The 21,242-nt window shown below is 70.6% G+C and carries 17 protein-coding genes; 4 read left to right on the top strand and 13 right to left on the bottom strand.

The window, feature by feature from the left end; translation table 11 throughout:
- Nucleotides 1-71 precede the first annotated feature (71 nt).
- The 11 genes from ACH4DZ_RS10210 to ACH4DZ_RS10160 all read right to left on the bottom strand — a co-directional run bounded on the left by ACH4DZ_RS10210 (nt 72) and on the right by ACH4DZ_RS10160 (nt 14,434).
- Nucleotides 72-488, bottom strand: coding sequence for a cytidine deaminase (locus ACH4DZ_RS10210; RefSeq protein ID WP_398286560.1), 417 nt, complete (start codon nt 486-488; stop codon nt 72-74).
- Nucleotides 485-1,747, bottom strand: a complete 1,263-nt coding sequence (locus ACH4DZ_RS10205) for an ABC transporter permease (RefSeq protein ID WP_398286559.1) — start codon at nt 1,745-1,747, stop codon at nt 485-487. Before ACH4DZ_RS10205 ends, ACH4DZ_RS10210 begins: the two co-directional genes overlap by 4 nt.
- Nucleotides 1,744-2,868, bottom strand: coding sequence for an ABC transporter permease (locus ACH4DZ_RS10200; protein WP_398286558.1), 1,125 nt, complete (start codon nt 2,866-2,868; stop codon nt 1,744-1,746). The genes ACH4DZ_RS10205 and ACH4DZ_RS10200 overlap by 4 nt, the downstream gene beginning before the upstream one ends.
- Entirely contained in the window at nt 2,865-4,625 is a 1,761-nt protein-coding gene (locus tag ACH4DZ_RS10195) for an ABC transporter ATP-binding protein (RefSeq protein WP_398287061.1), read from the bottom strand. Before ACH4DZ_RS10195 ends, ACH4DZ_RS10200 begins: the two co-directional genes overlap by 4 nt.
- A gap of 245 nt (nt 4,626-4,870) precedes the next feature.
- Nucleotides 4,871-5,920 carry a BMP family protein gene (locus ACH4DZ_RS10190; RefSeq protein ID WP_398286557.1) on the bottom strand — a complete coding sequence of 350 codons (1,050 nt, stop codon included), beginning with the start codon at nt 5,918-5,920 and terminating at the stop codon, nt 4,871-4,873.
- Nucleotides 5,921-6,442: 522 nt separating this feature from the next.
- A complete protein-coding gene (locus ACH4DZ_RS10185) occupies nt 6,443-7,516 on the bottom strand; it encodes a BMP family protein (protein WP_398286555.1) in 1,074 nt (357 codons plus the stop codon).
- Nucleotides 7,517-7,750: 234 nt separating this feature from the next.
- Nucleotides 7,751-9,016: an amidohydrolase gene (locus ACH4DZ_RS10180; protein WP_398286554.1), complete on the bottom strand. Its 1,266-nt coding sequence runs from the start codon at nt 9,014-9,016 to the stop codon at nt 7,751-7,753.
- A gap of 346 nt (nt 9,017-9,362) precedes the next feature.
- Nucleotides 9,363-10,595: a hypothetical protein gene (locus ACH4DZ_RS10175; RefSeq protein ID WP_398286553.1), complete on the bottom strand. Its 1,233-nt coding sequence runs from the start codon at nt 10,593-10,595 to the stop codon at nt 9,363-9,365.
- Between the two features lie 65 nt (nt 10,596-10,660).
- Complete coding sequence (locus ACH4DZ_RS10170; RefSeq protein WP_267026930.1) at nt 10,661-11,599, bottom strand: N-acetylneuraminate synthase family protein; 939 nt, start codon at nt 11,597-11,599, stop codon at nt 10,661-10,663.
- 14 nt (nt 11,600-11,613) lie between these two features.
- A complete protein-coding gene (locus ACH4DZ_RS10165; RefSeq protein ID WP_398286552.1) occupies nt 11,614-12,912 on the bottom strand; it encodes a cytidylyltransferase domain-containing protein in 1,299 nt (432 codons plus the stop codon).
- 130 nt (nt 12,913-13,042) lie between these two features.
- Nucleotides 13,043-14,434 carry a DUF6716 putative glycosyltransferase gene (locus tag ACH4DZ_RS10160; RefSeq protein ID WP_398286551.1) on the bottom strand — a complete coding sequence of 464 codons (1,392 nt, stop codon included), beginning with the start codon at nt 14,432-14,434 and terminating at the stop codon, nt 13,043-13,045.
- Between the two features lie 198 nt (nt 14,435-14,632).
- Between ACH4DZ_RS10160 and ACH4DZ_RS10155 the strand changes: the two genes are divergently transcribed.
- Genes ACH4DZ_RS10155 through ACH4DZ_RS10145 form a run of 3 tightly spaced genes read left to right on the top strand, consistent with a single transcriptional unit; the run spans nt 14,633 to nt 18,119 of the window.
- Nucleotides 14,633-15,610 (top strand): glycosyltransferase family 2 protein, encoded by a 978-nt coding sequence (locus ACH4DZ_RS10155; protein ID WP_398286550.1) that lies wholly within the window; start codon nt 14,633-14,635, stop codon nt 15,608-15,610.
- Nucleotides 15,607-16,941 carry an alpha-2,8-polysialyltransferase family protein gene (locus ACH4DZ_RS10150; RefSeq protein WP_398286549.1) on the top strand — a complete coding sequence of 445 codons (1,335 nt, stop codon included), beginning with the start codon at nt 15,607-15,609 and terminating at the stop codon, nt 16,939-16,941. Before ACH4DZ_RS10155 ends, ACH4DZ_RS10150 begins: the two co-directional genes overlap by 4 nt.
- Nucleotides 16,938-18,119 (top strand): acyltransferase family protein, encoded by a 1,182-nt coding sequence (locus tag ACH4DZ_RS10145; RefSeq protein WP_398286548.1) that lies wholly within the window; start codon nt 16,938-16,940, stop codon nt 18,117-18,119. Before ACH4DZ_RS10150 ends, ACH4DZ_RS10145 begins: the two co-directional genes overlap by 4 nt.
- Nucleotides 18,120-18,159: 40 nt before the next feature.
- On the opposite strand, the gene ACH4DZ_RS10140 is transcribed toward ACH4DZ_RS10145, so the two are convergent.
- Complete coding sequence (locus ACH4DZ_RS10140; RefSeq protein WP_398286547.1) at nt 18,160-18,801, bottom strand: TetR/AcrR family transcriptional regulator; 642 nt, start codon at nt 18,799-18,801, stop codon at nt 18,160-18,162.
- Nucleotides 18,802-18,864: 63 nt separating this feature from the next.
- Here ACH4DZ_RS10140 and ACH4DZ_RS10135 point away from each other — a divergent pair, with 63 nt between their 5' ends.
- The gene (locus ACH4DZ_RS10135) at nt 18,865-20,457 is read left to right on the top strand and encodes an FAD-dependent monooxygenase (protein WP_398286546.1); all 1,593 of its coding nucleotides are present in this window, start codon (nt 18,865-18,867) and stop codon (nt 20,455-20,457) included.
- 21 nt (nt 20,458-20,478) lie between these two features.
- Here the strand turns inward: ACH4DZ_RS10135 and leuE are convergent, their stop codons facing one another.
- The gene (gene leuE, locus ACH4DZ_RS10130) at nt 20,479-21,132 is read right to left on the bottom strand and encodes a leucine efflux protein LeuE (RefSeq protein WP_398286545.1); all 654 of its coding nucleotides are present in this window, start codon (nt 21,130-21,132) and stop codon (nt 20,479-20,481) included.
- Between the last annotated feature and the right edge of the window lie 110 nt (nt 21,133-21,242).

Here is a 21,242-nt window from a genome sequence, read left to right as displayed (position 1 = left end):
CTTCCCTTCAGAAGTGCAGCGGCCCCTCCCGGTGTCCTCACGACACACGATACGGAGGGGCCGCACATGAATTACCTGGTGAGGTGCTCAGGACCGAAGGCCTGCGGGAGCATCTCGGAGAGCGGGAGGAGACCGGCCGGGGTCTCCAGGACGAGATCGGGGCCGCCGAACTCGTACAGGAGCTGGCGGCAGCGGCCGCACGGGACGAGGATCTCGCCGTGGCCGTCCACGCACGTGAAGTGGGTGAGCCGGCCTCCCCCGGTGTTCTGGAGCTGCGAGACCAGCCCGCACTCGGCACACAGGCCGAGACCGTACGAGGCGTTCTCCACGTTGCATCCGGAGATCACCCGGCCGTCGTCGACCAGGGCCGCGACCCCGACCGGGTACCCCGAGTAGGGGGCGTACGCGCGGGACATGGCCTCGCGTGCCACCTCCCGCAGGGCCTCCCAGTCGACGGCCGTAGGAGGCGCGGTGTCGGTCGGCGTCACTTGCCCTGCCCCCGCCGGTACGGCATACCGTCCGCCTTCGGCATCCGCAGGCGCTGCGCGGAGAGCGCGAGGACGAGCAGCGTGACGACGTACGGGGTCGCGGTGACGACCTGGTTCGGGACCTCGTTGGTGGTGGTGTACCAGAGGAAGACCAGGACGCCGATGAGCGTGGTGACCGCCGCGTGGACGTACCGCTTCTTCCACACGAACCAGGCCGCGCCGATGATCAGGAGCAGGGCCAGCAGGAGGAGCAGGGCGTGCACGTTGGTGCCGCCGCCGCGGAGCTTGAGGCTGTCGGTGTAGCCGAACAGGCCCGCGCCCAGGGCGAGTCCGCCCGGCATCCAGTTGCCGAAGATCATCGCGGCGAGACCGATGTAGCCGCGCCCGCCGGTCTGGCCCTCCAGGTAGATGTTGGAGGCGACCAGGGAGAGGAAGGCGCCGCCGAGTCCGGCGAAGCCGCCGGAGATGATCACGGCCAGGTACTTGTACTTGTAGACGTTGACGCCGAGCGACTCGGCGGCCACCGGGTTCTCGCCGCAGGAGCGCAGCCGCAGCCCGAAGGAGGTGCGCCACAGCACCCACCAGGTGACCGGGACGAGCAGGACGGCGACCACGGTGAGCGGTGACAGGTCGGTGAAGAGTCCGCCGACGAGACCGGCGAGGTCGGAGACCAGGAACCAGTGTTTGCCGTTGAGGGTCTGCAGCCAGTCCGAGAGCCCCGGGATGTCGAAGGTGCCGAGCGAGTCGACGGGCGGCGACTGCTTCGACGTGCCGCCCTCCTCGCCCTCGAAGGCGAAGGTCGACAGATAGCGGGTGGCGCCGAGGGCCAGGATGTTGATGGCCACACCGGAGACGATGTGGTTGACGTTGAAGGTCACGGTGACGATCGCGTGCAGCAGGCCGCCGAGGGCGCCGCCGATGATGCCGAAGGCGACACCGGTCCACGGGCCCCACTGGAAGCCGGCCCAGGCACCGAACCAGGTGCCGAGGATCATCATGCCTTCGAGGCCGATGTTGACGACGCCCGCGCGCTCGGCCCACAGTCCGCCGAGACCGGCGAGGCCGATCGGTACGGCCAGGCGCAGGGCGGTGGACATCTGGCCGGTGGAGGTGATGCCGTTCGCGTCGGTGATCAGGCGGACGACGGAGACGAGTACCAGCAGGCCCGCGACGAGCAGGAGCAGGACCGGGAGCGAGATACGGCGGCGGCCCCGGGCGGGCTTCGGCGCCTGCGGCTTGGCGACGGTCGAGGTGCTCATCGGGCAGCCACCTCCTTCTTGGAGTTGTCGTTGGCGGCGGCAGCGGCCAGTTCGGCGCCGACCCGGCGCTGCTGGCGGCGCAGGCCCCAGACGCGTACGGCCTCGTAGGAGACGACGACCGCGATCACGATGAGACCCTGCATGATCACCGCGATCTCCTTGTCGTACGCCACCGGGGTCGCGTAGTCGAGGGCGGGCGAGGCCTTGTCGAGGAAGGCGACCAGCAGGGCGGCGAAGGCGATGCCGACCGGGTTGTTGCGGCCGAGCAGCGCGATGGTGATGCCGGTGAAGCCGAGGCCCGTCGGGAAGGACAGGCTGTAGGTGTGGGCGTCGCCGAGGAGGATCGGCAGGCCCGCGAGGCCGGCCACGCCGCCGGAGATCAGCATCGCGGTGAGGACCATGCGCTTGGCGTCCACGCCGGAGGCGGCTGCGGCGGTCTCGGAGGCGCCGGTGGCGCGCAGGTCGAAGCCGAAGCGGGTGCGGTTGAGGACCAGCCAGTACAGGACACCGGCGAGTACGGCGATCAGGGTGAAGCCGTAGATCTCGCCCGCATCGCCCATGTCGAGGCCGGGGAACCAGCCGGACTCCTTCATCACGCCGGTGGTCTGGTTGTTGCCGAGCGGCTTGCCCCAGACCTCGGTGAGGGTGAGGTAGCCGATGAGGCTGGTGGCGATGGCGTTGAGCATGATCGTCGCGACGACCTCGCTCACTCCGCGGGTCACCTTGAGGACACCCGCGATACCGGCCCAGAAGGCGCCGGTGAGCACGGCGACCAGCATCAGGAACGGGATCTGCAGGGCGGCGGGCAGCGAGACGTGCGCGCCGACGACCGCGGTCATCATGGCGGCGAGGCGGTACTGGCCGTCGACGCCGATGTTGAAGAGGTTCATACGGAAGCCGACGGCGACCGCGAGGGCGGCGAGGTAGTAGACCCCGGCCTGGTTGATGATCAGGACCTGGACGTCGGCGAAACCGGCCTGCTCGAACATCAGGGTGTACGGCTCGATCGGGCTCTTGCCCGAGGCGAGCAGCACGAACGAGGTCAGCACCACGGCCGCCACGAGCGCGATGACCGGTCCGGCCACCGCGAGGAGCACTCGCTCCTTGTCGAACTTCTTCATCGGGCCTCGTCCTCCGGGGCTTCCTCTGCCTGCGCCGCGTGCTCTTCGCGCTCTACCTGTTCGTCACGCTCTGCCTGCTCCACGTGCTCCAGGTGACCGGAGGCGGCGCCTGTCATGGCCGAACCCAGTTCCTCCGGAGTGATGGTCGCCGGGTCGGCGTCGGCGACGAGCCGGCCGTTGTAGATCACCCGGAGGGTGTCGGAGAGGCCGATCAGCTCGTCCAGGTCGGCGGAGATCAGCAGCACCGCGAGGCCCTCACGGCGGGCCTCGCGGATCTGGTCCCAGATCGCGGCCTGCGCGCCGACGTCCACCCCGCGGGTGGGGTGGGCGGCGATCAGGAAGCGCGGCTTGTGGCTCATCTCGCGGCCGACGATCAGCTTCTGCTGGTTGCCGCCGGACAGGGAGGCCGCCGTGACGTCGATGCCGGGCGTACGGACGTCGTACTCCTCGACGATGCGGCGCGTGTCGGCCTGGGCGCCCTTGATGTCGAGCCACATGCCTTTGGCGTTGGGCTTCTCGGTGACGTGGCCCAGGATGCGGTTCTCCCACAGCGGGGCCTCAAGGAGCAGGCCGTGGCGGTGGCGGTCCTCGGGGATGTAGCCGACGCCCTGTTCGCGGCGCTTGCGGGTGGGCCAGGAGGTGATCTCCTCGCCGATGAAACGCAGGGTGCCCGAGTCGGCGTTCTTGAGGCCGATCAGGGCGTCGACCAGTTCGGTCTGGCCGTTGCCCTCGACCCCGGCGATGCCCATGACCTCACCGGCGTGGATGGTGAAGGTGACGTCGTCCAGGACGCGCTTGGCGTCGCCGCCCGCCGCGTCGCCCGCGAGGGAGCCGGCTGCCGGGGTGGCACCGACGGTCCCGGTCTCGCCGAGCGAGGCGCCACCGGCCGCGTACACGGTGAGGCCCTCGACCTGGATGACGGGCTTGTCGGTGACCGTCGACTCGGCGGTCTCGGGGGTGGGCAGTTCGCTGCCGACCATCATCTCGGCGAGCTGCCGGGGGGTGGTCTCGGCGGGGACGGCCGTGCCGACCGTCGTGCCGCGGCGGATGACGGTGATCTCGTCGGCGACCGACAGGACCTCGCCCAGCTTGTGGGAGATGAAGATGACGGACAGGCCCTCGGCCTTCAGCTCGCGGAGGTTGTCGAAGAGCGCGTCGACCTCCTGCGGCACGAGGACGGCGGTGGGCTCGTCCAGGATCAGGATGCGGGCGCCGCGGTAGAGGACCTTGAGGATCTCCACGCGCTGGCGGTCGGCGACGCCGAGGTCCTCGACGAGGGCGTCCGGGCGGACCCCGAGGCCGTACCGCTCGGAGATCTCCTTGATCTTGTCGCGGGCGCCGCCGCCGATGCCGTACAGCTTCTCGCTGCCGAGGACGACGTTCTCCAGGACGGTGAGGTAGTCGGCCAGCATGAAGTGCTGGTGGACCATGCCGATGCCGCGGGCGATCGCGTCGGCGGGGCTGGCGAAGGTGACCTGGTCGCCGTCGACCGCGATGGTGCCCTCGTCCGGCTTCTGCATGCCGTAGAGGATCTTCATCAGGGTGGACTTGCCGGCCCCGTTCTCGCCGACGAGGGCGTGCACGGTGCCCTTGCGGACGGAGAGGTGGATGTCGTGGTTGGCGACGACACCGGGGAAGCGCTTGGTGATGCCCGCGAGTTCGACCGACACGGTCGGCCGTGACGGTGACGGTGACTGTGCGGCGAGCGGAGGGCTGCTGGACGCGTCGATGGCGTACTCCTTGGAAAAGGGGCCGATCTACGCGCGTAGCGCCCCTGCTTCAACTACTACTGCGGAGTGGGATGTTCCGGGCACATCCAGGCAGATCCATGCCTCCCGGACAGACCCGGGCCATCCGCCGCGCGAACGGGGCGCGGGAAGGCCATCCTTCCCACACCCCGTTTTCGCGACCGTAACGCTGCCATTACAGCGCCCGATTGACCATGGTTACTACGAGCGGTTGCCAGGAACGGTCACCGCGACCGATCGGTAACGGCCGGTCACTACGAGGTCTTGACCTTGATGGTGCCGTCGTTGATGCCCTCGGTGGCCTTCTTCAGGGCCGCCTGGAGCTTGGCGTTGCCCTTGAAGTCGGGGTTCGAGTCCGCGAGGCCGACGCCGCCGGTCTTGAGGGAGGCGCGCACGACACCCGTCTCGGGCTTGCCGTCCTGGACCGACTTGGCGAGGTTGTAGACCGCGCCCGCGACGTCCTTGGTGGCCGAGGTGAGGATGTACTGCTTGTACGCCTTGAGGGCGTCCTGGCTGTACTGGTCGGAGTCGACGCCGATCGCCCACACCTTGGCGGCGGAGGCGGCCTCGATGACGCCCTGACCGGAGAGGCCCGCGGCGTGGTAGACCACGTCGGCGCCGTCCTCGATCTGGCCCTCGGCGGCGGTCTTGCCCTTGTCGGGGCTGGCGAAGCCGCCGTCCTCGGCCTTCTCGGTGAGGAACTGCGAGACGACCTTGACCTTGGGGTTGGTGTCCGCGACGCCCTGCTTGTAGCCCGCCTCGAACTTGTGGATCAGCGGGATGTCCACGCCGCCGACGAAGCCGACGGTCTTGGACTTGGTGGTGAGGGCCGCGGTGACGCCCGCGAGGTACGAGGACTGCTCCTCGTGGAAGACCATGTCGGCGACGTTCTTCTTGTCGATCGTCTCGTCGTCGACGATGCCGAACGTGATCTTCGGGAACTTGGCGGCGACCTCGGCGACCGCCGGCGCGTAGGCGTAGCCGACGCCGACCACCGGGTTGTAGCCGGCCTTGGCCAGCGTCTGGAGGCGCTGCACCTTGTCGGCGTCCGACTCGCCGTCGGTGGGCTCGACGGCCTTGGAGCCGTACTTGAACTCGGAGGCGGCCTTCTCCATTCCGGCGGTCGCGGCGTCATTGAAGGACTGGTCGCCCTTGCCTCCGACGTCGTACGCGAGGGCGATGCCCTTGCTCTTGCCGTCGCCGCTGTCAGCGGCGTCGTTGGACGTGCCGCCGCAAGCAGCGAGGGCGGCGGTGAGGGTAGCGGTCGCAACGCCCGCGACAGCGATTCGGGACACCCGGCGCATGGAACGTGACTCCTTTGTGCAAGCGCCCATACCAGGCGCTGGTTCCGCCGCAGCGTAACGCGCGTAGACCAGACGGAAAACCCCTTCTGTCCGGTCCGTTATCGAGCTGTGGCCACAGATGCCGTACAGACTACGGAACGTCGAACGCCCCTTGCGGGAGGCAAGGGGCGTTCGACCTGCGAAGCGTGTCCCTCGGCCGGGGGGGCGTGCGGGGTGGGGTGGGTCGGTGGGGGGTGGGGGGGGCGTGCGGGTGGTTCGTCGGCTGCGGGCCGGTGGGGGCTGGCCGCGCAGTTCCCCGCGCCCCTGAAGGGCGGGGCTGCGCCCCTGCCCCGGTCATGGCGGCATCGGGCCCGGCTTTTCAGGGGCGCGGGGAACTGCGCGGCCGACCCCCACCGGCCGTCAGTCGACGAACCGGCCGGGGCCGGGGCCGGGGCGCAGCCCCGTCCCTCAAGGGGCGCGGGGAACTGCGCGGCTCGCCCCCGCCGGCCCGCAGTCGAGCACGCACACCCCGGGGCGGGGACCTCAGTCGGTCTTGACCGTCACCTTGCCGGTGATGATGTCCTCCTTGGCCTTGTCCACGGCCTCGACGACATCCGTCATCTCCTTGTACTTCGGGTTGGAGTCGGCGAAGCCCACCCCACCCGACTTCAGGTCACCCCGGTGCTCACCGGACAGCGGCTTCCCGTCCACGACGGACTTGGCGACCTCGTACACCGCACCGCCGACGTCCTTGAGCGCGGACCCCAGGATCCACTCCTTGGACGCGGCGAGCGCCTTCTGCTTGTACTGGTCCGAGTCCACCCCGATCGCCCAGACCTTCTGCGCCGCGGCCTCCTGGATGACGCCCTGGCCGGACAGACCGGCCGCGTGGTAGATCACGTCGGCGCCGGCCTCGACCTGCCCGCTGGCGGCCTCCTTGCCCATGCTCGGGTTGGAGAACCCGCCGTCCTCGGGCTTCTCGGTGAGGTACCGCTTCTCGATCTCGATCTTCGGGTCGACCGACTTGACCCCCTGGACGAAGCCGTCCTCAAACTTGTGGATGAGCGGGATGTCCACCCCGCCGATGAAGCCGACGTGGTCCTTCTTGGTGGCCTTGGCGGCGGCGACACCGGCGAGGTAGGAGGCCTGCTCCTCGGCGAACACCATGTCGGCGACGTTCTTCGCCTGCACCTGGGCGTCGTCGATGACGGCGAAGGTGACCTTCGGATACTTGGCGGCGACCTCCTTGACCGCCGGCGCGTAGATGTAGCCGACGCCGACGATGGGGTTGTAGCCGGCCTTCGCCATCTGGGTCAGCCGCTGCACCTTGTCGGCGTCCGACTCGCCGTCGCTCGGCTCGATGTCGTTGCCGCCGAGCTTGAACTCCTTGCGGGCCTTCTCGAACCCGGTGTAGGCGGCGTCGTTGAAGGACTGGTCCCCACGGCCGCCGATGTCGTAGGCGAGTCCGATGCCCTTGCCCTTGTAGCCGGACCCGGAGCCGGACTCGGTGTCCGACGACTCGTCGCTGGTCTCGCCGCAGCCGGCGGCCGCGACGACGACGACCGCGACGGCGACAGCGGCTTGAGAAAGCCTGGTTCTCCGAGAAATCCGACGCATGAGAGAGCACCCCTTACATTCCCCAACGGCGCCGTTGCCGACGCTGACTGCGGCGCACAGTAACGCGCGTAGAAGGGGAGGGGAACGGTGTTCATCACTGCCGTTATCGATTCGTGCCGACGGCCGGTTACGAACGCCCGCCGCCGGTTACGTACGAGTGACACAAGGGGACGAAGGGGTGCCGATCGGGGCACCCCTTCGCCCGTGGACCACCCGCCGTTCGGCGTCACTCCGTCAGCCGCGCGCCTGCAGCAGCGCGGCGGCGGTGAAGAGTTCGACGCCCACCGTGATGGCCGACTCGTCGGCGTCGAAGTCCCCTTGGTGCAGGTCCCGCACGGTCCGCTCGCCCGGTGTACGGACCCCGAGCCTGGCCATGGCGCCGGGCACGTGCTCCAGGTACCAGGAGAAGTCCTCCCCGCCCAGGCTCTGCTCGGTGTCCTCCACGGCGTTCGCGCCGAGCCTGGCGGTCATCGCCGCGCGCAGCAGATCGGTGGCGCCCGGCTCGTTGACGACCGGCGGCACCCCGCGTACGTAGCTGATCTCGGACTTCGCCCGGTGGAGCGTGGCGACCTCGTCGATCGCGGCGTGCACCAGGTCGGGGGCGGCGTGCCAGGCCGCGAGGTCCAGGCACCGTACGGTCCCGGAGAGTTCGGCGTGCTGCGGGATCACGTTGCAGGCGTGCCCCGACTCGATACGCCCCCAGGTCAGGGAGAGTCCGGAGCGGGCGTCGACCCGCCGGGCCACCACGGCCGGCACGTCGACGGCGACCCGGGCGGCGGCGGTGACGAGGTCGGTGGTGAGGTGCGGCCGGGCGGTGTGTCCGCCGGGCCCGTCCAGGGAGACCTCGACCCGGTCGCACGCGGAGGTGATGGGGCCGTACCGCAGGCCGATGCGCCCGGCGTCGACGCGCGGGTCGCAGTGGACGGCGACGATGCGGCCGACGCCGTCGAGGCCGCCGCTCTTGATGACATCGGGAGCGCCGCCGGGCAGCACTTCCTCGGCGGGCTGGAAGATCAGGCGTACGGCCCGGTCGAGGAGACCCCGCTCGTGCAGGTCCGCGAGGACGAGGGCGGCGCCCAGCACGACGGTGGTGTGCACGTCGTGCCCGCAGGCGTGGGCGCGGTCGGGCACGGTCGAGCGGTAGGCGCACCCGGTCTTCATGTCAGGGATGGGCAGGCCGTCGATGTCGGCGCGCAGGGCGAGCATCGGCAGCGCGGGGTCCGGTGCACCGATGTCACAGATGAGCCCGGTTCCCGTGGCGAGCACGCGGGGCCGCAGACCGGCCCGCTCCAGCCGCTCCTTGATCGCGGCGGTGGTGCGGAACTCCTGGTTGCCCAGCTCCGGGTGCATGTGCAGGTCACGTCGGAACGCGACGAGTTCGGCGCGCAGCGCCTCAGGCAGCACACCGGGAAGCGCCGCCCCCCCGGACAGTTCTTCCCCGGGCGGCACTTCCCCGGACGACGCTTCCTCGGAGGAATCGGCCTCGGACTCTTGCGACATCAGTTGGTTCACCCTCTGAAGGGTAGGGCGACGCGACGACCAACTGCCCTGCGATCAACAAAACTTCAGCTCGTTCGGGACAGAAAATCCAGCCGCGCGGCGCATACAGTTTGACTGGCTTGGGTATACTCGACCGGCTTTTTGAGCCGACGACCCCCACGCCTGCCCAGGCGGATCCGGATCCGGCCCTCCTTGTGGGAAAACCTCCGAGCGGCGAAGCCCATTCCCGGGTCCCCGGAAATGGGCTCTCTACGCATACCACGCATACGGGCACCTGATCGGTTCCGTTCAGTTGCCGGACACCCCTGCCGGACGGCACCACGACAGGGCTCGGCCGCCCGTCCTCTCAGGTGGCCGTGATCGCCGACAGGCGGTGGGCGTCGCGGGCCGTGTCGGTGACGCCCGAGAGAAAGCCCTGGGCCCGGGGGGAGGCGTTCTCCGTGAGCCAGGCCGGGTCGATGTCGAAGACGGCGACCTTGACGTCCGTGCCGACCAGTGCGAGCGGCAGGGTGTGGACCACGGTGGAGGGGAAGCTGAGGATCATGCGGCCGATGGGGCCGCGCCGGGCGATCAGTTCCAGCGGGAGGTCCGGGCGGACGATCTCCAGGCCGGTCTCGACGGCCAGCCGGTGCAATTTCTCGGGGCTCTCCCTGCGGTGGGCGAAGTACCGGGTGGCCCCGTAGGTGCCGGCCAGTCCCTTCACCGCTTCGACGTAGCGGTCGGGGTCCACGACCCCGGTCTCCACCAGGGACGTGCCGACCAGGTCGGCGCCCTTCGTGATGCGGGGCGGGCCGAAGCGGGCCCGGGTCCACGCGAAGTCGTTGGCGGAGATGTCGACGCCCTCGGGCGTCTCGTCGATCGGCATGGAGGAGAAGATCTCCACCCGGCGTCCGGCGCCGGGGGTGAGCCGGCGGCGGGCCCGGGCCGAGACCGGTGCGAAGACCAGGTCCCGGGCCCCGGGGCGCCCGCCGCGCCGGTGCCAGCGCACCAGCCGTTCACCGCGCGCCAGCTGGGAGACGAACTCCATGGTCGCGGTCCCGTCGTCCACGACGACGAGGTCGCGGGCGCGGGTGATGGTCAGCAGCAGCTGCACGTACCGTGAGAAGGGGTCGCCCATCACGATGCGCCGCGCGCGCCGCAGCAGCGGTGCGAGCCCGCCGACCGTGTGGAAGGGCGCGGTCGTGCCGCCCCTCGCCTCCTCCCACCGCACTTCGTACCCCTCGTCCCTGGCCAGCTCCGCCATCCGCCTGAGCTGCCCGCGGGTCATCGGGTCGGTGGGCGACAGGACGACCAGCGTGAGGCCGGTACCGGCCTCTCCCGGCCTGGCGTCGACGGCCCTGCCGGACCTGCCCGACCCCCCGGGCTTGCCGGACCTGCCGAACCTGCCGGTTCCGCCGGGCCGGCCGGCTCCCAGTTCCGGACCCGGGGGTCCGGAGGTCTCGCCGGTGCTCCTGAGGGCCGCCGCCTTCAGGGCGTGCGCGTGCGCCCACTCCAGGACGTTCAGGAGCTGCACCGGGCTTTCCACGAAAGCCAGCGTGGCGGGTGACTGGGGGCCGGTGGACCCGGCGCGGGGACTCATCGACGTACGACCGTCGCTTCCCTGGAATCGAAAGGGGTGGGAGTGACGAAGGGGTGGGGAGTGGATCAGACCGCGACGGGCTCGCCCGCGGCGGCGGCGATCTCGGCCTCGGCGACGACGCCCGAGACGCGGCGCAGCTTCTTCATCGGGCCCAGCTCGGACTCGTAGACCTTCTTGACGCCGTCGCCGAGGGAGGCCTCGATGGTGCGGATGTCGCGCACCAGGCGGGTCAGGCCCTGCGGCTCGACGGAGGCGGCCTGGTCGGAGCCCCACATCGCGCGGTCCAGGGTGATGTGGCGCTCGACGAAGGCGGCACCGAGGGCGACCGCGGCGAGCGTGGTCTGCAGGCCGGTCTCGTGGCCGGAGTAGCCGATCGGGACGTTCGGGTACTCGGCCTGGAGGGTGTTGATGACGCGGAGGTTGAGTTCCTCGGCCTGCGCCGGGTAGGTCGACGTGGCGTGGCACATCAGGATGTTGTCGCTGCCGAGGACCTCGACCGCGTGGCGGATCTGCTTCGGCGTCGACATGCCGGTGGAGAGGATGACCGTGCGGCCGGTGGCGCGCAGCGAGCGCAGCAGCTCGTCGTCGGTCAGGGAGGCGGAGGCGACCTTGTGGGCAGGGACGTCGAACTTCTCCAGGAAGGCGACGGCCTCGGTGTCCCACGGGGAGGCGAACCAGGCGATGTTCTTGCTCTTGGAGTACTCGTCGATCTTGCGGTACTCGTCCTCGCCGAACTCCACGCGGTGGCGGTAGTCGATGTAGGTCATCCGGCCCCAGGGGGTGTCCCGCTCGATGTCCCACTGGTCGCGCGGGGTGCAGATCTCCGGGGTGCGCTTCTGGAACTTCACGGCGTCGCAGCCGGCCTCGGCGGCGGCGTCGATCAGCTTGAAGGCGTTTTCGAGGTCGCCGTTGTGGTTGATGCCGATCTCGCCGACGACATAGACGGGGTGGCCGGGTCCCGCGGTCTTGGAACCGAAGGTACGCAGACGGGAGTTGGAGCTCATGGTGGAGACGTTCCTTACGTGTCGAGGGAGTCGAGAGAGGGGCCGAGGATCCAGCTGGCGATCTCTCGGATCGCGCCGTCGCCACCGGGGACGGTGGTGACCGCGCGCGCGGCGCCGCGTACGACGTCGTGGGCGCTCGCGACCGCCACGGGCCAGCCGACGAGGGCGAAGCACGGGAGGTCGTTGACGTCGTTGCCGACGTAGAGCACGCGCTCGGGCGCGATGCCCTGTTCCTCGCACCACTGCTTCAGTGCGAGATCTTTCCGGTCGATGCCGTGCAGCACGGGGATCTTGAGCTTCCGTGCGCGGGCGGCGACGACCGGGTTCTGTTCCGTGGACAGGATCAGCATCGTGAGGCCGCTCCTGCGGAGGGCCGCGATGCCGAGTCCGTCGCCGCGGTGCACGGAGACGAACTCCCGTCCGTCGGAGTCGATCAGCACCCTGTCGTCGGTCTGGGTGCCGTCGAAGTCGAGGACGACCGCGTCGATGTCTTCGGCGGTCGGAAGGGTGCCGGGCCGGTTCGCGTCGAAGAGCGGCGCGAGGGCGCGGGCACGGGCGAGGTCGTGCGGGTCGTCGATCTCCAGGACCCGCGCGGGGTCGGTGCGGACGAGTTCCGTCCGCCCGAAGAAGCGGTGCTTGTGCTCGCGCAGTCCGGCCGCGTTCATGGCGTACGCGGCGCCGGTCTCCAGGAGGTCCTGGGGCCGGTCCTGGCGGCGCGGCCGGAACGACTTGTCGTGGTTGACGCCGTAGCCGCCGTCCGTGGCCGTGGTGCCGGCGACGGTCGTGCCGCCGCCGACGGACCGGGTCGGCGCGGTGTCGACCGCGGCCGGGTCGTCGTCGGCGTCCCGCCAGACGAACCCGTGGAAGGCCGCCACGGTCAGCGCGGTGTCCGCGCCGTTCTCCACGACCGCGCCGGCCACCGAGTCGATGTCCTCGCGGATGATGAAGGGGCTGGTGCACTGCACGAGGAGTACGGCGTCCACAGCGGAGCCGTGCAGGGCCTCGTGGGCGTCCATGGCGTGCAGGACGGCCGCCTCGGAGGTCGCGGTGTCGCCGGCGATGGCGGCGGGCCGCAGCACGACCTCGGCGCCCGCCTCACGGGCGGCGGAGGCGATCGCCTGGTCGTCGGTGGAGACCACGACGTCCGTCACCAGCCGGGCCGCCCGGCACTCGCGCACCGCCCGGGCGACCAGCGGCACCCCGCCGACGGGCAGCAGGTTCTTGGCGGGAACACCCTTGGACCCACCCCGGGCCGGAATCACCGCGAGCACGCGGGGCACGGACTTCAGCCGCCCCGCTTCCGAGTTGGTCATTCGCTGTACTCCTTGGTCGACGGTCGTGGTGCCCCGAAGGGGCGCGGGGAACTGCGCGCCCAGCCACGACGCAGCCGCAGGTTCAAGACGGCACAGGCAGGGGGGCGCCCGGCCTCCGGCGAGGGGAAGCTCACAGCTCCCCCATCCGCCGGATGACGGGCGCGACCCGCTGCACCCCGTGCCGGTAGGCACCCCGCGCGGCCCGCCGCACGATCTGCCGCACAGCCCCCGGCTCCCGGTCGGCGTCGGGCGCGCCGGGCAGCGGACTGCCGTCCGGCGCGAGGTGGTGGCGGGCGAGGATGCCGGGCAGGTAGCCGGGCGCGGTGACAGGCGTGTAGTAGGGGGCGAGGTCGGGCAGGGCGCCCCCGCCGAGCAGCCCGGCGATCCGCTCGCGGGCCGCGTCGAAGGCCGTCTCGTACGAGCCGCCCTCGGCCGGTGAACCCCCGGCGCCGGTGCCTGCGGCGGCGACACCCTGGCGGGCGACCCACCGCTCGTCGGGCGACGGAACGTGCCCGTCGTCCAGCTGGTCCCAGGAGGCGAGGCAGCCGGAGCCCACGAAGTGGTGGTTGCCGAGCGACTCGCGCACCCCGAGGTCGGTGAGGACCACGGTGGGGATCCGGCGGTGCAGGGACTCCAGGGCGGCCGTGGAACTGACGGTGACCAGCAGGTCCGTACGGTCGAGGACCTCGCCCATGTGCCCGTACACGAGGCGGAGGTTGGCGGGCAGGCCGCCCGGGATCCGCTCCGCGAGGCGCTGGTAGGGCTGCTCCTCGATGTGTGTGGTGTGCTCGCCCGGCTTGGACCGCAGCTTCAGCAGGACCTCGCGGTCCGGGTGCAGCCCGGCGTGCTGGACGAGCCGGTTCAGCAGGTACGTACGGTCCTTGCGGCTCTCCGGCACGGAGGGCTGCGCGGCGAAGACGACCGTGTAGGGCCTGCGCCCCTGCTTCGCGGACGGGTCGTGCTTCTCGTACGGGGCGCCGCCGAGGAACGGCAGGGCGACCTCGGTCACCGAGGAGGCGTCGGCGCCCACTCCCTCGTACACGGCGGTGAAACGGTCCGCGTCCTGGCGGGAGTTGGCGAGGACGAGGTCCGCGCCGTGCCGCAGGAGCAGTCCGTCGGCGAGCTTCTCGTAGACGACGCCGACATAGCCGGTGACGACCACGGGCCGCTTCGTGCTCCCCGTCGCCGCGCGCTCCCGCCACTGATGGGAGAGCCCGTGCAGCATCGCCTGGACGCCGCCCCCGACGAGGGACAGCACGAGGACGTCGTACGCGGCCTCCTCGCGGGCCATCTCCCGAAGGAACTCGACAGAGGTGACCTCCCGCAGGGAGTCGGCGCGCACGCCGACCTCTTCGAGCTGACGGGCGGTGGGGGTCGCACGGCCCCGCAGGAGGTAGCCGTCGAGCCTGATGTCCGAATCGGCCGGTGCGATACGGTTCGCGGTGAGCGCGCCCCATTTCCACCGGGTATCGGAATCGGCGAGGACGGCCACTCGCAGGGACTTCCTGGTACTTGCTGGCACACCGAAGACGCTAGGAAGCGATTCCGATCACCGGCCCAACCGGAATACAACAAAGGGTTAACAGCACACCGCCGAATGGCGATGCGACCCCGGATACGCCCGCAATAAGGCCCGGTTCACCATTCCGCCACGTGTCGTTCACCTGGCATCTCACCGGCGGTCAAGACGAATGCCGGGCCGCCGCCTAACGTCACGTGGGTGGTCAAGCTCTCCGTCATCGTGCCGTTCTACAACGTGCAGCAATATGCGCCCGACACCCTGAAGAGTCTGCGTGCGAACGCACGCGACGACTTCGAGTTCATTCTCGTCGACGACTGCTCCCGCGACGAGACGCCGGACATCCTCGCGCGCGCGGAGCGCGAGCTCCCGGGCGCGGTGCATGTCAGACACGAGCAGAACGGAGGACTGGCCACCGCGCGCAACACCGGCATCGACGCGGCACGTGGCGAGTACCTCACGTTCCTCGACGGGGACGACTGGCTCGCCCCCGGCTACTACGAGCAACTGCTCGCCTCCATCGAGGGGTTGGGCTGCGACTTCGTGCGCACGGACCATGTCCAGTGCACCGCGCGGGCCCGCACCGTCCACCGTGTGCCGTACGGCAGGCGCGGTGTCGTCCTCGATCCGCGCGAGGCGATCCTGCCCGCCGACCGCTCCACCTCCGTCGACTACGCGTACGCGTGGGCCGGCATCTACCACCGCAGGCTGGCCGACCGGGGCCTGCTGCACTTCACCGACGGGCTGCGCACGGCCGAGGACCGGCCGTGGATCTGGAAGCTGCACCGGGAGGCGGAATCGTTCGCCACGGTGGGCCTGCTCGGGGTGTTCTACCGGCGCGGTGTCGCCTCCTCACTGACGCAGATCGGTGACGTACGGCAGCTGGATTTCATTCGCGCGTTCGACCAGGTGGTAAGCGAAACGGCACAGGACCGGGACGCGGATAAACTCCTCCCGAAGGCCGTGCGGACCTACTGTGCGATTATTTCCCATCACCTGGGATCCATCGAAAGGTTCGAGCCGCCAGTGGCACGGAAACTGAAGTCGATGAGTGCCGTCGCATTGCGGCGTATGCCGCAGGACGTCCTCGATGACGCCCTCGACTCCATGGACATACAGCGCGCGACGCGACTGCGTCGGCTGCGCCGGCGGCCGGCCGCCGCGGGGGTGTCCGCGTGACCACCCAGATCTACATGGCGTCGACGCTCTACGGCACGGCGACGCTCGCCGCGGCCGTCGACGCCGGCTGCTTCCGCCCGGCGGACCGGCGCGTCCTGCTGGTCTCCAACAACGCGGCGACCCCCGAGACGACACCCGGCGTCGACGAGATGCCCGGCTTCACGCAACTGCGCGGCCGGTTCGACGACGTGATCTCGTGGAACGAGACCATCTCCCCGTTCCACCCGGGCGGTTGGGCCCCGCGGCTCGACGACGTACCGCTGTGGGAGCGGCATCTGCGGCTCGCCTGGGGGCTCGGCGACGACGATGTCGAACTGGTCGTCGAGTCGATCCAGGTCAACCCCGCGCTCGGCCTCACGCAGATCTTCACGGGCGCCCCCGTCACCGTCTACGCCGACGGCCTGATGAGCTACGGCCCGACCCGCAACAAGATCGACCCGCTGGTCGGCACCCGGATCGACCGGCTCCTCCACCTCGACCTGGTGCCGGGCCTCACTCCCCTGCTGCTCACGGAGTTCGGTGTCGGACCGGAGATCGTGCCGACCGCGGTCTTCACCGACGTCCTGACCGAACTCGTCAAGACGGGCGACGAGTTGCCCGCCATCGACGAACCGGCCCTGCTGCTCGGTCAGTACCTCTCCGCCCTCGGCATCCTCACCTCCGAGGAGGAGGAGGACCTGCACGTACGGATGCTCAAGGGCGCCGTCGCACTCGGGCACGGCCGGATCGTGTTCAAGCCGCACCCCAGCGCACCGGCCCGCTGGTCGCGCGCCCTGGAGAAGGAGGCCGAGCGGATCGGCGCCGACCTGACGGTGCTCGACACCCCGGTCCTCGCCGAGGTGCTCTACCAGCGGATGCGCCCCGCGCTGGTCGTGGGCTGCTTCTCCACCGCACTGCTCACCGCCTCCGCGCTGTACGGCCTCCCGGTCGCCCGCATCGGCACCGGACCGCTCCTCGAACGCCTCACCCCGTACGAGAACAGCAACCGCGTCCCGGTCACGATCGTGGACGCGCTTCTCCCGGAGCTGACGGACCGCGCGGCGGTCACCGAGCAGCGCCAGGGCATGACGGCCGACGAACTGTCCGAGCTGGTACGGGCCGTGGGCTTCGCCATGCAGCCCAAGATCTACCCGGACACCCGGCCGGACGCCGAGCAGTACCTGACGCAGCGTCTGAATGCCGACACCTGGCGGTACTTCAAGCGACGGCGTCTCACCTCGCTGGGACTGCCGGGCGCGGTACCGGCTCAGCTCGCCTTCATCCCGCGCAACGCGACCGTACGCCGTGTGGCCAAGCGCGCCCGATCCCTGAAGAGGGCCACACTCGGATGAGCACCGTGGAATCGTCGCCCGTCCTGACGTCCTCCGAGGGGGCGGCCTCCTCTCCTGGGGCGGGTCCCTCCGCCGAGGCGGGCGGCAGTGCTCCTGTCCCTCCCCGGACAGTTCCCCGGAAGCACGCCCCGCGCCTGCGCGCGCTGGACGGGCTCCGGCTGATCGCCGCCCTGATGGTCGCCGCGTACCACTACGGCGGCCGGGACGGCGAGGTGAGCGGGGCCTGGGGGACTTCTCCACAGCTCCAGTTCCCCACACTCCACACCTGGTTCGCGTACGGCTGTCTGGGCGTGCAGATCTTCTTCGTGATCAGCGGTTTCGTGATCTGTATGAGCGGCTGGGGACGGAGCCTGCGCTCGTTCTTCGCCTCGCGGGTCTCCCGGCTGATGCCGGCGTACTGGGCGGCGATCGTCCTCGTCACGGCCGTCTTCGCGCTGCCCGTGGTCGCGTACCACGCCGTCTCCCCCAGTGACGCGCTGGTGAACCTGACGCTGATGCAGCAACCGCTGGGCGCCGACCGGGTGCTCGGCGTCTGCTGGACGCTCTGGGCCGAGGTCCGCTTCTACGCCCTGTTCGCCCTCTGCGTGGTGCTTCCCGGGGCGACCCGGCAGCGCGTGATCCTGTTCTGCGCGAGCTGGACCCTCGCCGCGGCGATCGCCCAGGCGGCGCGGGAGCCGCTGCTCGACCTGATCCTGATGCCCGAGTACGCGCCGTTCTTCATCGGCGGCATCGGCCTCTACCTCGTCCACCGCGACCGGCGCGACGCGTACGCCTGGGGCATCGTGCTCGTGAGCTGGCTGATCGGCCAGCACTACGCGGTGGCGCGGCTGTGGCACGCGCCCGACCCGCAGTTCTTCTCGAACCGCAGCTCGACCGGGATCATCCTCGTCGTCACCCTGGGCTTCGTGGCGGTCGCCGCGGTCGCGCTGGGCTGGCTGAACCGGGCGAACTGGCCGTGGCTGACGGTGGCCGGGGCGCTGACGTACCCCTTCTACCTGGTCCACGAGCACCTGGGCTGGGTCGCCATCAAGGCCTACCACCAGAGCCTGGGCCTCCCGTCGTACGCGACGGCACTGCTGACGGTCGTGACGATGCTGACCCTAGCCTGGCTGCTGAACCGCTTCGTCGAGGACCGGTTGACCCCGCGACTGCGCTCGGCTCTGTCGAAGCCGCGCTGAGCCGGCGCCGACCCCTTGGGAGCCGGCCGAACCGACCGGTTCAGCCGGCGCCGAAGCGTGCCTCGATCCCGTCCAGCAGCAGCATGAGGCCTTCCTCGAACCCCTCGTCGTACCCCTCGAAGATCACCGAGCCCGCGGCGGCCGACAGGGGGTGGGCGGCGAGCATCTCGGCGCGCGCCTCCACGTCGTAGCCCTCGCGGCGCTCCCCCGGCAGGGGGTACACGCCCTGCTCCTCGGTGACGAAGCCCAGCGTGTACAGGTACGCGGTGGTGAAGGCGCGTACCGCCTGCCGGAGGGTGAACCCGGCGTCCACCAGGGCGCGCAGGTTCTCCTCCATCTGGGCGGCGTGCGCGGTGCCGGTGAAGCGCGAGCCGCTGAAGACCTTGGCCCCGTCGCGATAGCTCAGCAGCGCGGCACGCAGACCCCGGTTCGCGGCCAGCAGCCGCTCGCGCCAGTCCGTGCCCGGCGGGATCGGGGTATCGGCGATCATCCGCCGGTACATCTCCGTCGCCATCTCGTCCAGCAGCGCCTGCTTGTCCTCGAAGTGCCAGTAGAGGGCGGGCGCCTTGACGTCCAGCTCCTTGGCGATGACGCGGAGGCTGAGGCCGTTGAGGCCGACCTCGTTCAGCAGACGCAGCGCCGTGTCGGCCACCAGCGCTCGGTCGATCTTCCCTGCAGCCACGCTCGCACCCTATCCGGAGACCTCCCCTTGACAGCTTAACGTCGTTAAGTGCATCCTCGGCGCATGGAACTTAACAACGTTAAGGAAAGTCCTGTGGATGCCGTCGTGGACACCGCCGCCGTACCGGCCGAGACCGACGTCCTGATCGTGGGCGCCGGGCCCACCGGTCTCGCCCTCGCGCTCGACCTCGCCCGGCACGGCGTACGCGCCCTCGTCGTGGAGCGGTCCGCCACCCTCTTCCCCGGCTCGCGCGGCAAGGGGATCCAGCCGCGCACGCAGGAGGTCTTCGACGACTTCGGCGTGCTGGACGCGCTCCGGGCGGGCGGCGGCACGTACCCGGTCGGAATGATCTGGAAGGACGGGCGACGGCAGGGCGAGCACCGGATGTTCGACGAGGTCGAGGCGACGGAGGCCGACCCGTACGCGGGCTTCGCGCTGATGGTTCCGCAGTGGAGGACGCAGGAGATCCTGTACGCGCGCCTTGCGGAGCTGGGCGGCGGCGTCGCCTTCGGCCGGGAGCTGGTGGGCCTCGCCCAGGACGCCGACGGGGTGACGGCGAGCTTCGCGTCCGGCACGCCGGTGCGCGCCCGCTACGCCGTCGCCGCGGACGGCGGCCGGTCGGCCGTGCGGCGCGCGCTGGGCATCAGGATGACCGGCGAGACCGTGGACCCGGCTCCGGCGCTGGTCGCGGACATCCGCGTCACCGGCCTCGACCGCGACAACTGGCACTTCTTCCCGCCCACCGACGCCACCGACACCGTCGGCGAAGGCAAAGACGGAGGCAAAGGCAAAGGCGGCGGCGAGGGCGGCCGGGGCCTCCAGGGCGGCTTCCTGGGGATCTGCCCCCTTCCCCACACCGAGGACTTCCAGCTGGCGGCCGGTTTCTCGGACCCGTCCGCCGAGCCGGACCTGTCCCTCGACGGCATCCGCAAGCTGGTCGCCACGCGCACGCACCTGTCCGCGGACGACGTGACCGAGGTCCGCTGGGCCTCCGAGTTCCGGCCGCGTGCCGCGATGGCGGACCGGTTCCGGGACGGACGGATCTTCCTGGCGGGCGACGCGGCCCACGTCCACTCGCCCGCGGGCGGCCAGGGCCTCAACACCAGCGTCCAGGACGCCTACAACCTCGGCTGGAAGCTCGCGGCCGTGCTGCGGGGGTCCGCCCCGGCCGCCCTCCTCGACTCGTACGAGGAGGAGCGGATGCCCATCGCCGCGCAGATGCTGGGCCTGTCCACCGGTGTCCACCGCGGCGAGGTGCGGCGCGGCGCGGCCACCCAGCAGCTCGGCCTCGGCTACCGCGGTTCGGCGCTGGCCGTGGAGTCCCGTACGGACCTGCCCGCGGAGGCCCTGCGGGCCGGCGACCGCGCACCGGACGGCACCCGGGCCGGGACCCGCCTCTTCGACGCCTTCCGGGGCCCGCACTGGACGCTGCTCGCGGTCGGCACGGACACACCGGTGCCGGACCTCCCCGGCGTCCGGACGGTCCGCTTCCCCGCCTACGAGGCCTACGGAACCGGGGTGTTCCTCGTCCGCCCCGACGGTTACGTGGGCTGGGCGGGCGGGTCCGACCCGTCCGGCGAGTCGGGCGGGTCGGCCGGGTCGGCCGGGTCGGCACGGGGCCTGGCGGAGTACGCGGCGCGCGCGGGCGCCCTCTAGGGCTGGTCTTTGAGGGGGCCCTCAGACGGAACTGGCGAGCGACAGCTTCACGGCGAAGCCCAGGAAGAGCGCGCCGGCGGCGGAGGTGGCCCCCGCGGAGAGCCGCCTGCGCCGCTCGAAGGCCGCCGCCAGCTTCGTCCCGCCGAATATCAGCGCGCTGAGATAGAGGAAGCTCGCAACCTGGGCGAAGGCACCGAGCACGACGAAGGAGAGGGCCGGATACGCGTAGCCCGGATCCACGAACTGCACGAAGAAGGCGACGAAGAAGAGGATCGCCTTCGGGTTGAACAGGCTGATGACGAGCGCCCGTCGGAAGGGCCGCTCCTCGACGGCCGGCGGGGCGGCCTCCTCGGCCTCGTCCCGCTCTCCTCTGGTCCGCCACATCTGCCACGCGGCCCGCAGCATCCCGAAGGCCAGCCAGGTGAGATACCCGGCGCCCGCGTACTTCACGATTCCGAACAGCAGGGCGTTGGCCTGCAGCAGGGACGCGACACCGGCCGCGGACAGCGTCATCAGCACGGCGTCACCGCACCAGACACCGGCGGAGGCCCGATACCCGGTCCTGACACCCCGCCGCGCGGCGACGGACAGCACATAGAGGGAGTTCGGCCCCGGCAACAGCACAATCAGGACGAGGCCCACGAGGTAGGTGGGGAGATCCGTTACGCCAAGCATGAGAGGCAGTGTCGCATCCGGGTATGACAACGCAGGACGGAGTTCTGCGGGATGAGACAGCCGCTCGGATGTCACCACGGCACATCGATGACCGGATCGATGAGCGGCGG

The sequence above is a fragment of the Streptomyces sp. NPDC017991 genome (assembly GCF_044328075.1).
GTDB lineage: Bacteria > Actinomycetota > Actinomycetes > Streptomycetales > Streptomycetaceae > Streptomyces.
The sequence above is the reverse complement of the archived record's forward strand: the minus strand, read 5'-3'. Positions and strand labels throughout refer to the sequence as shown.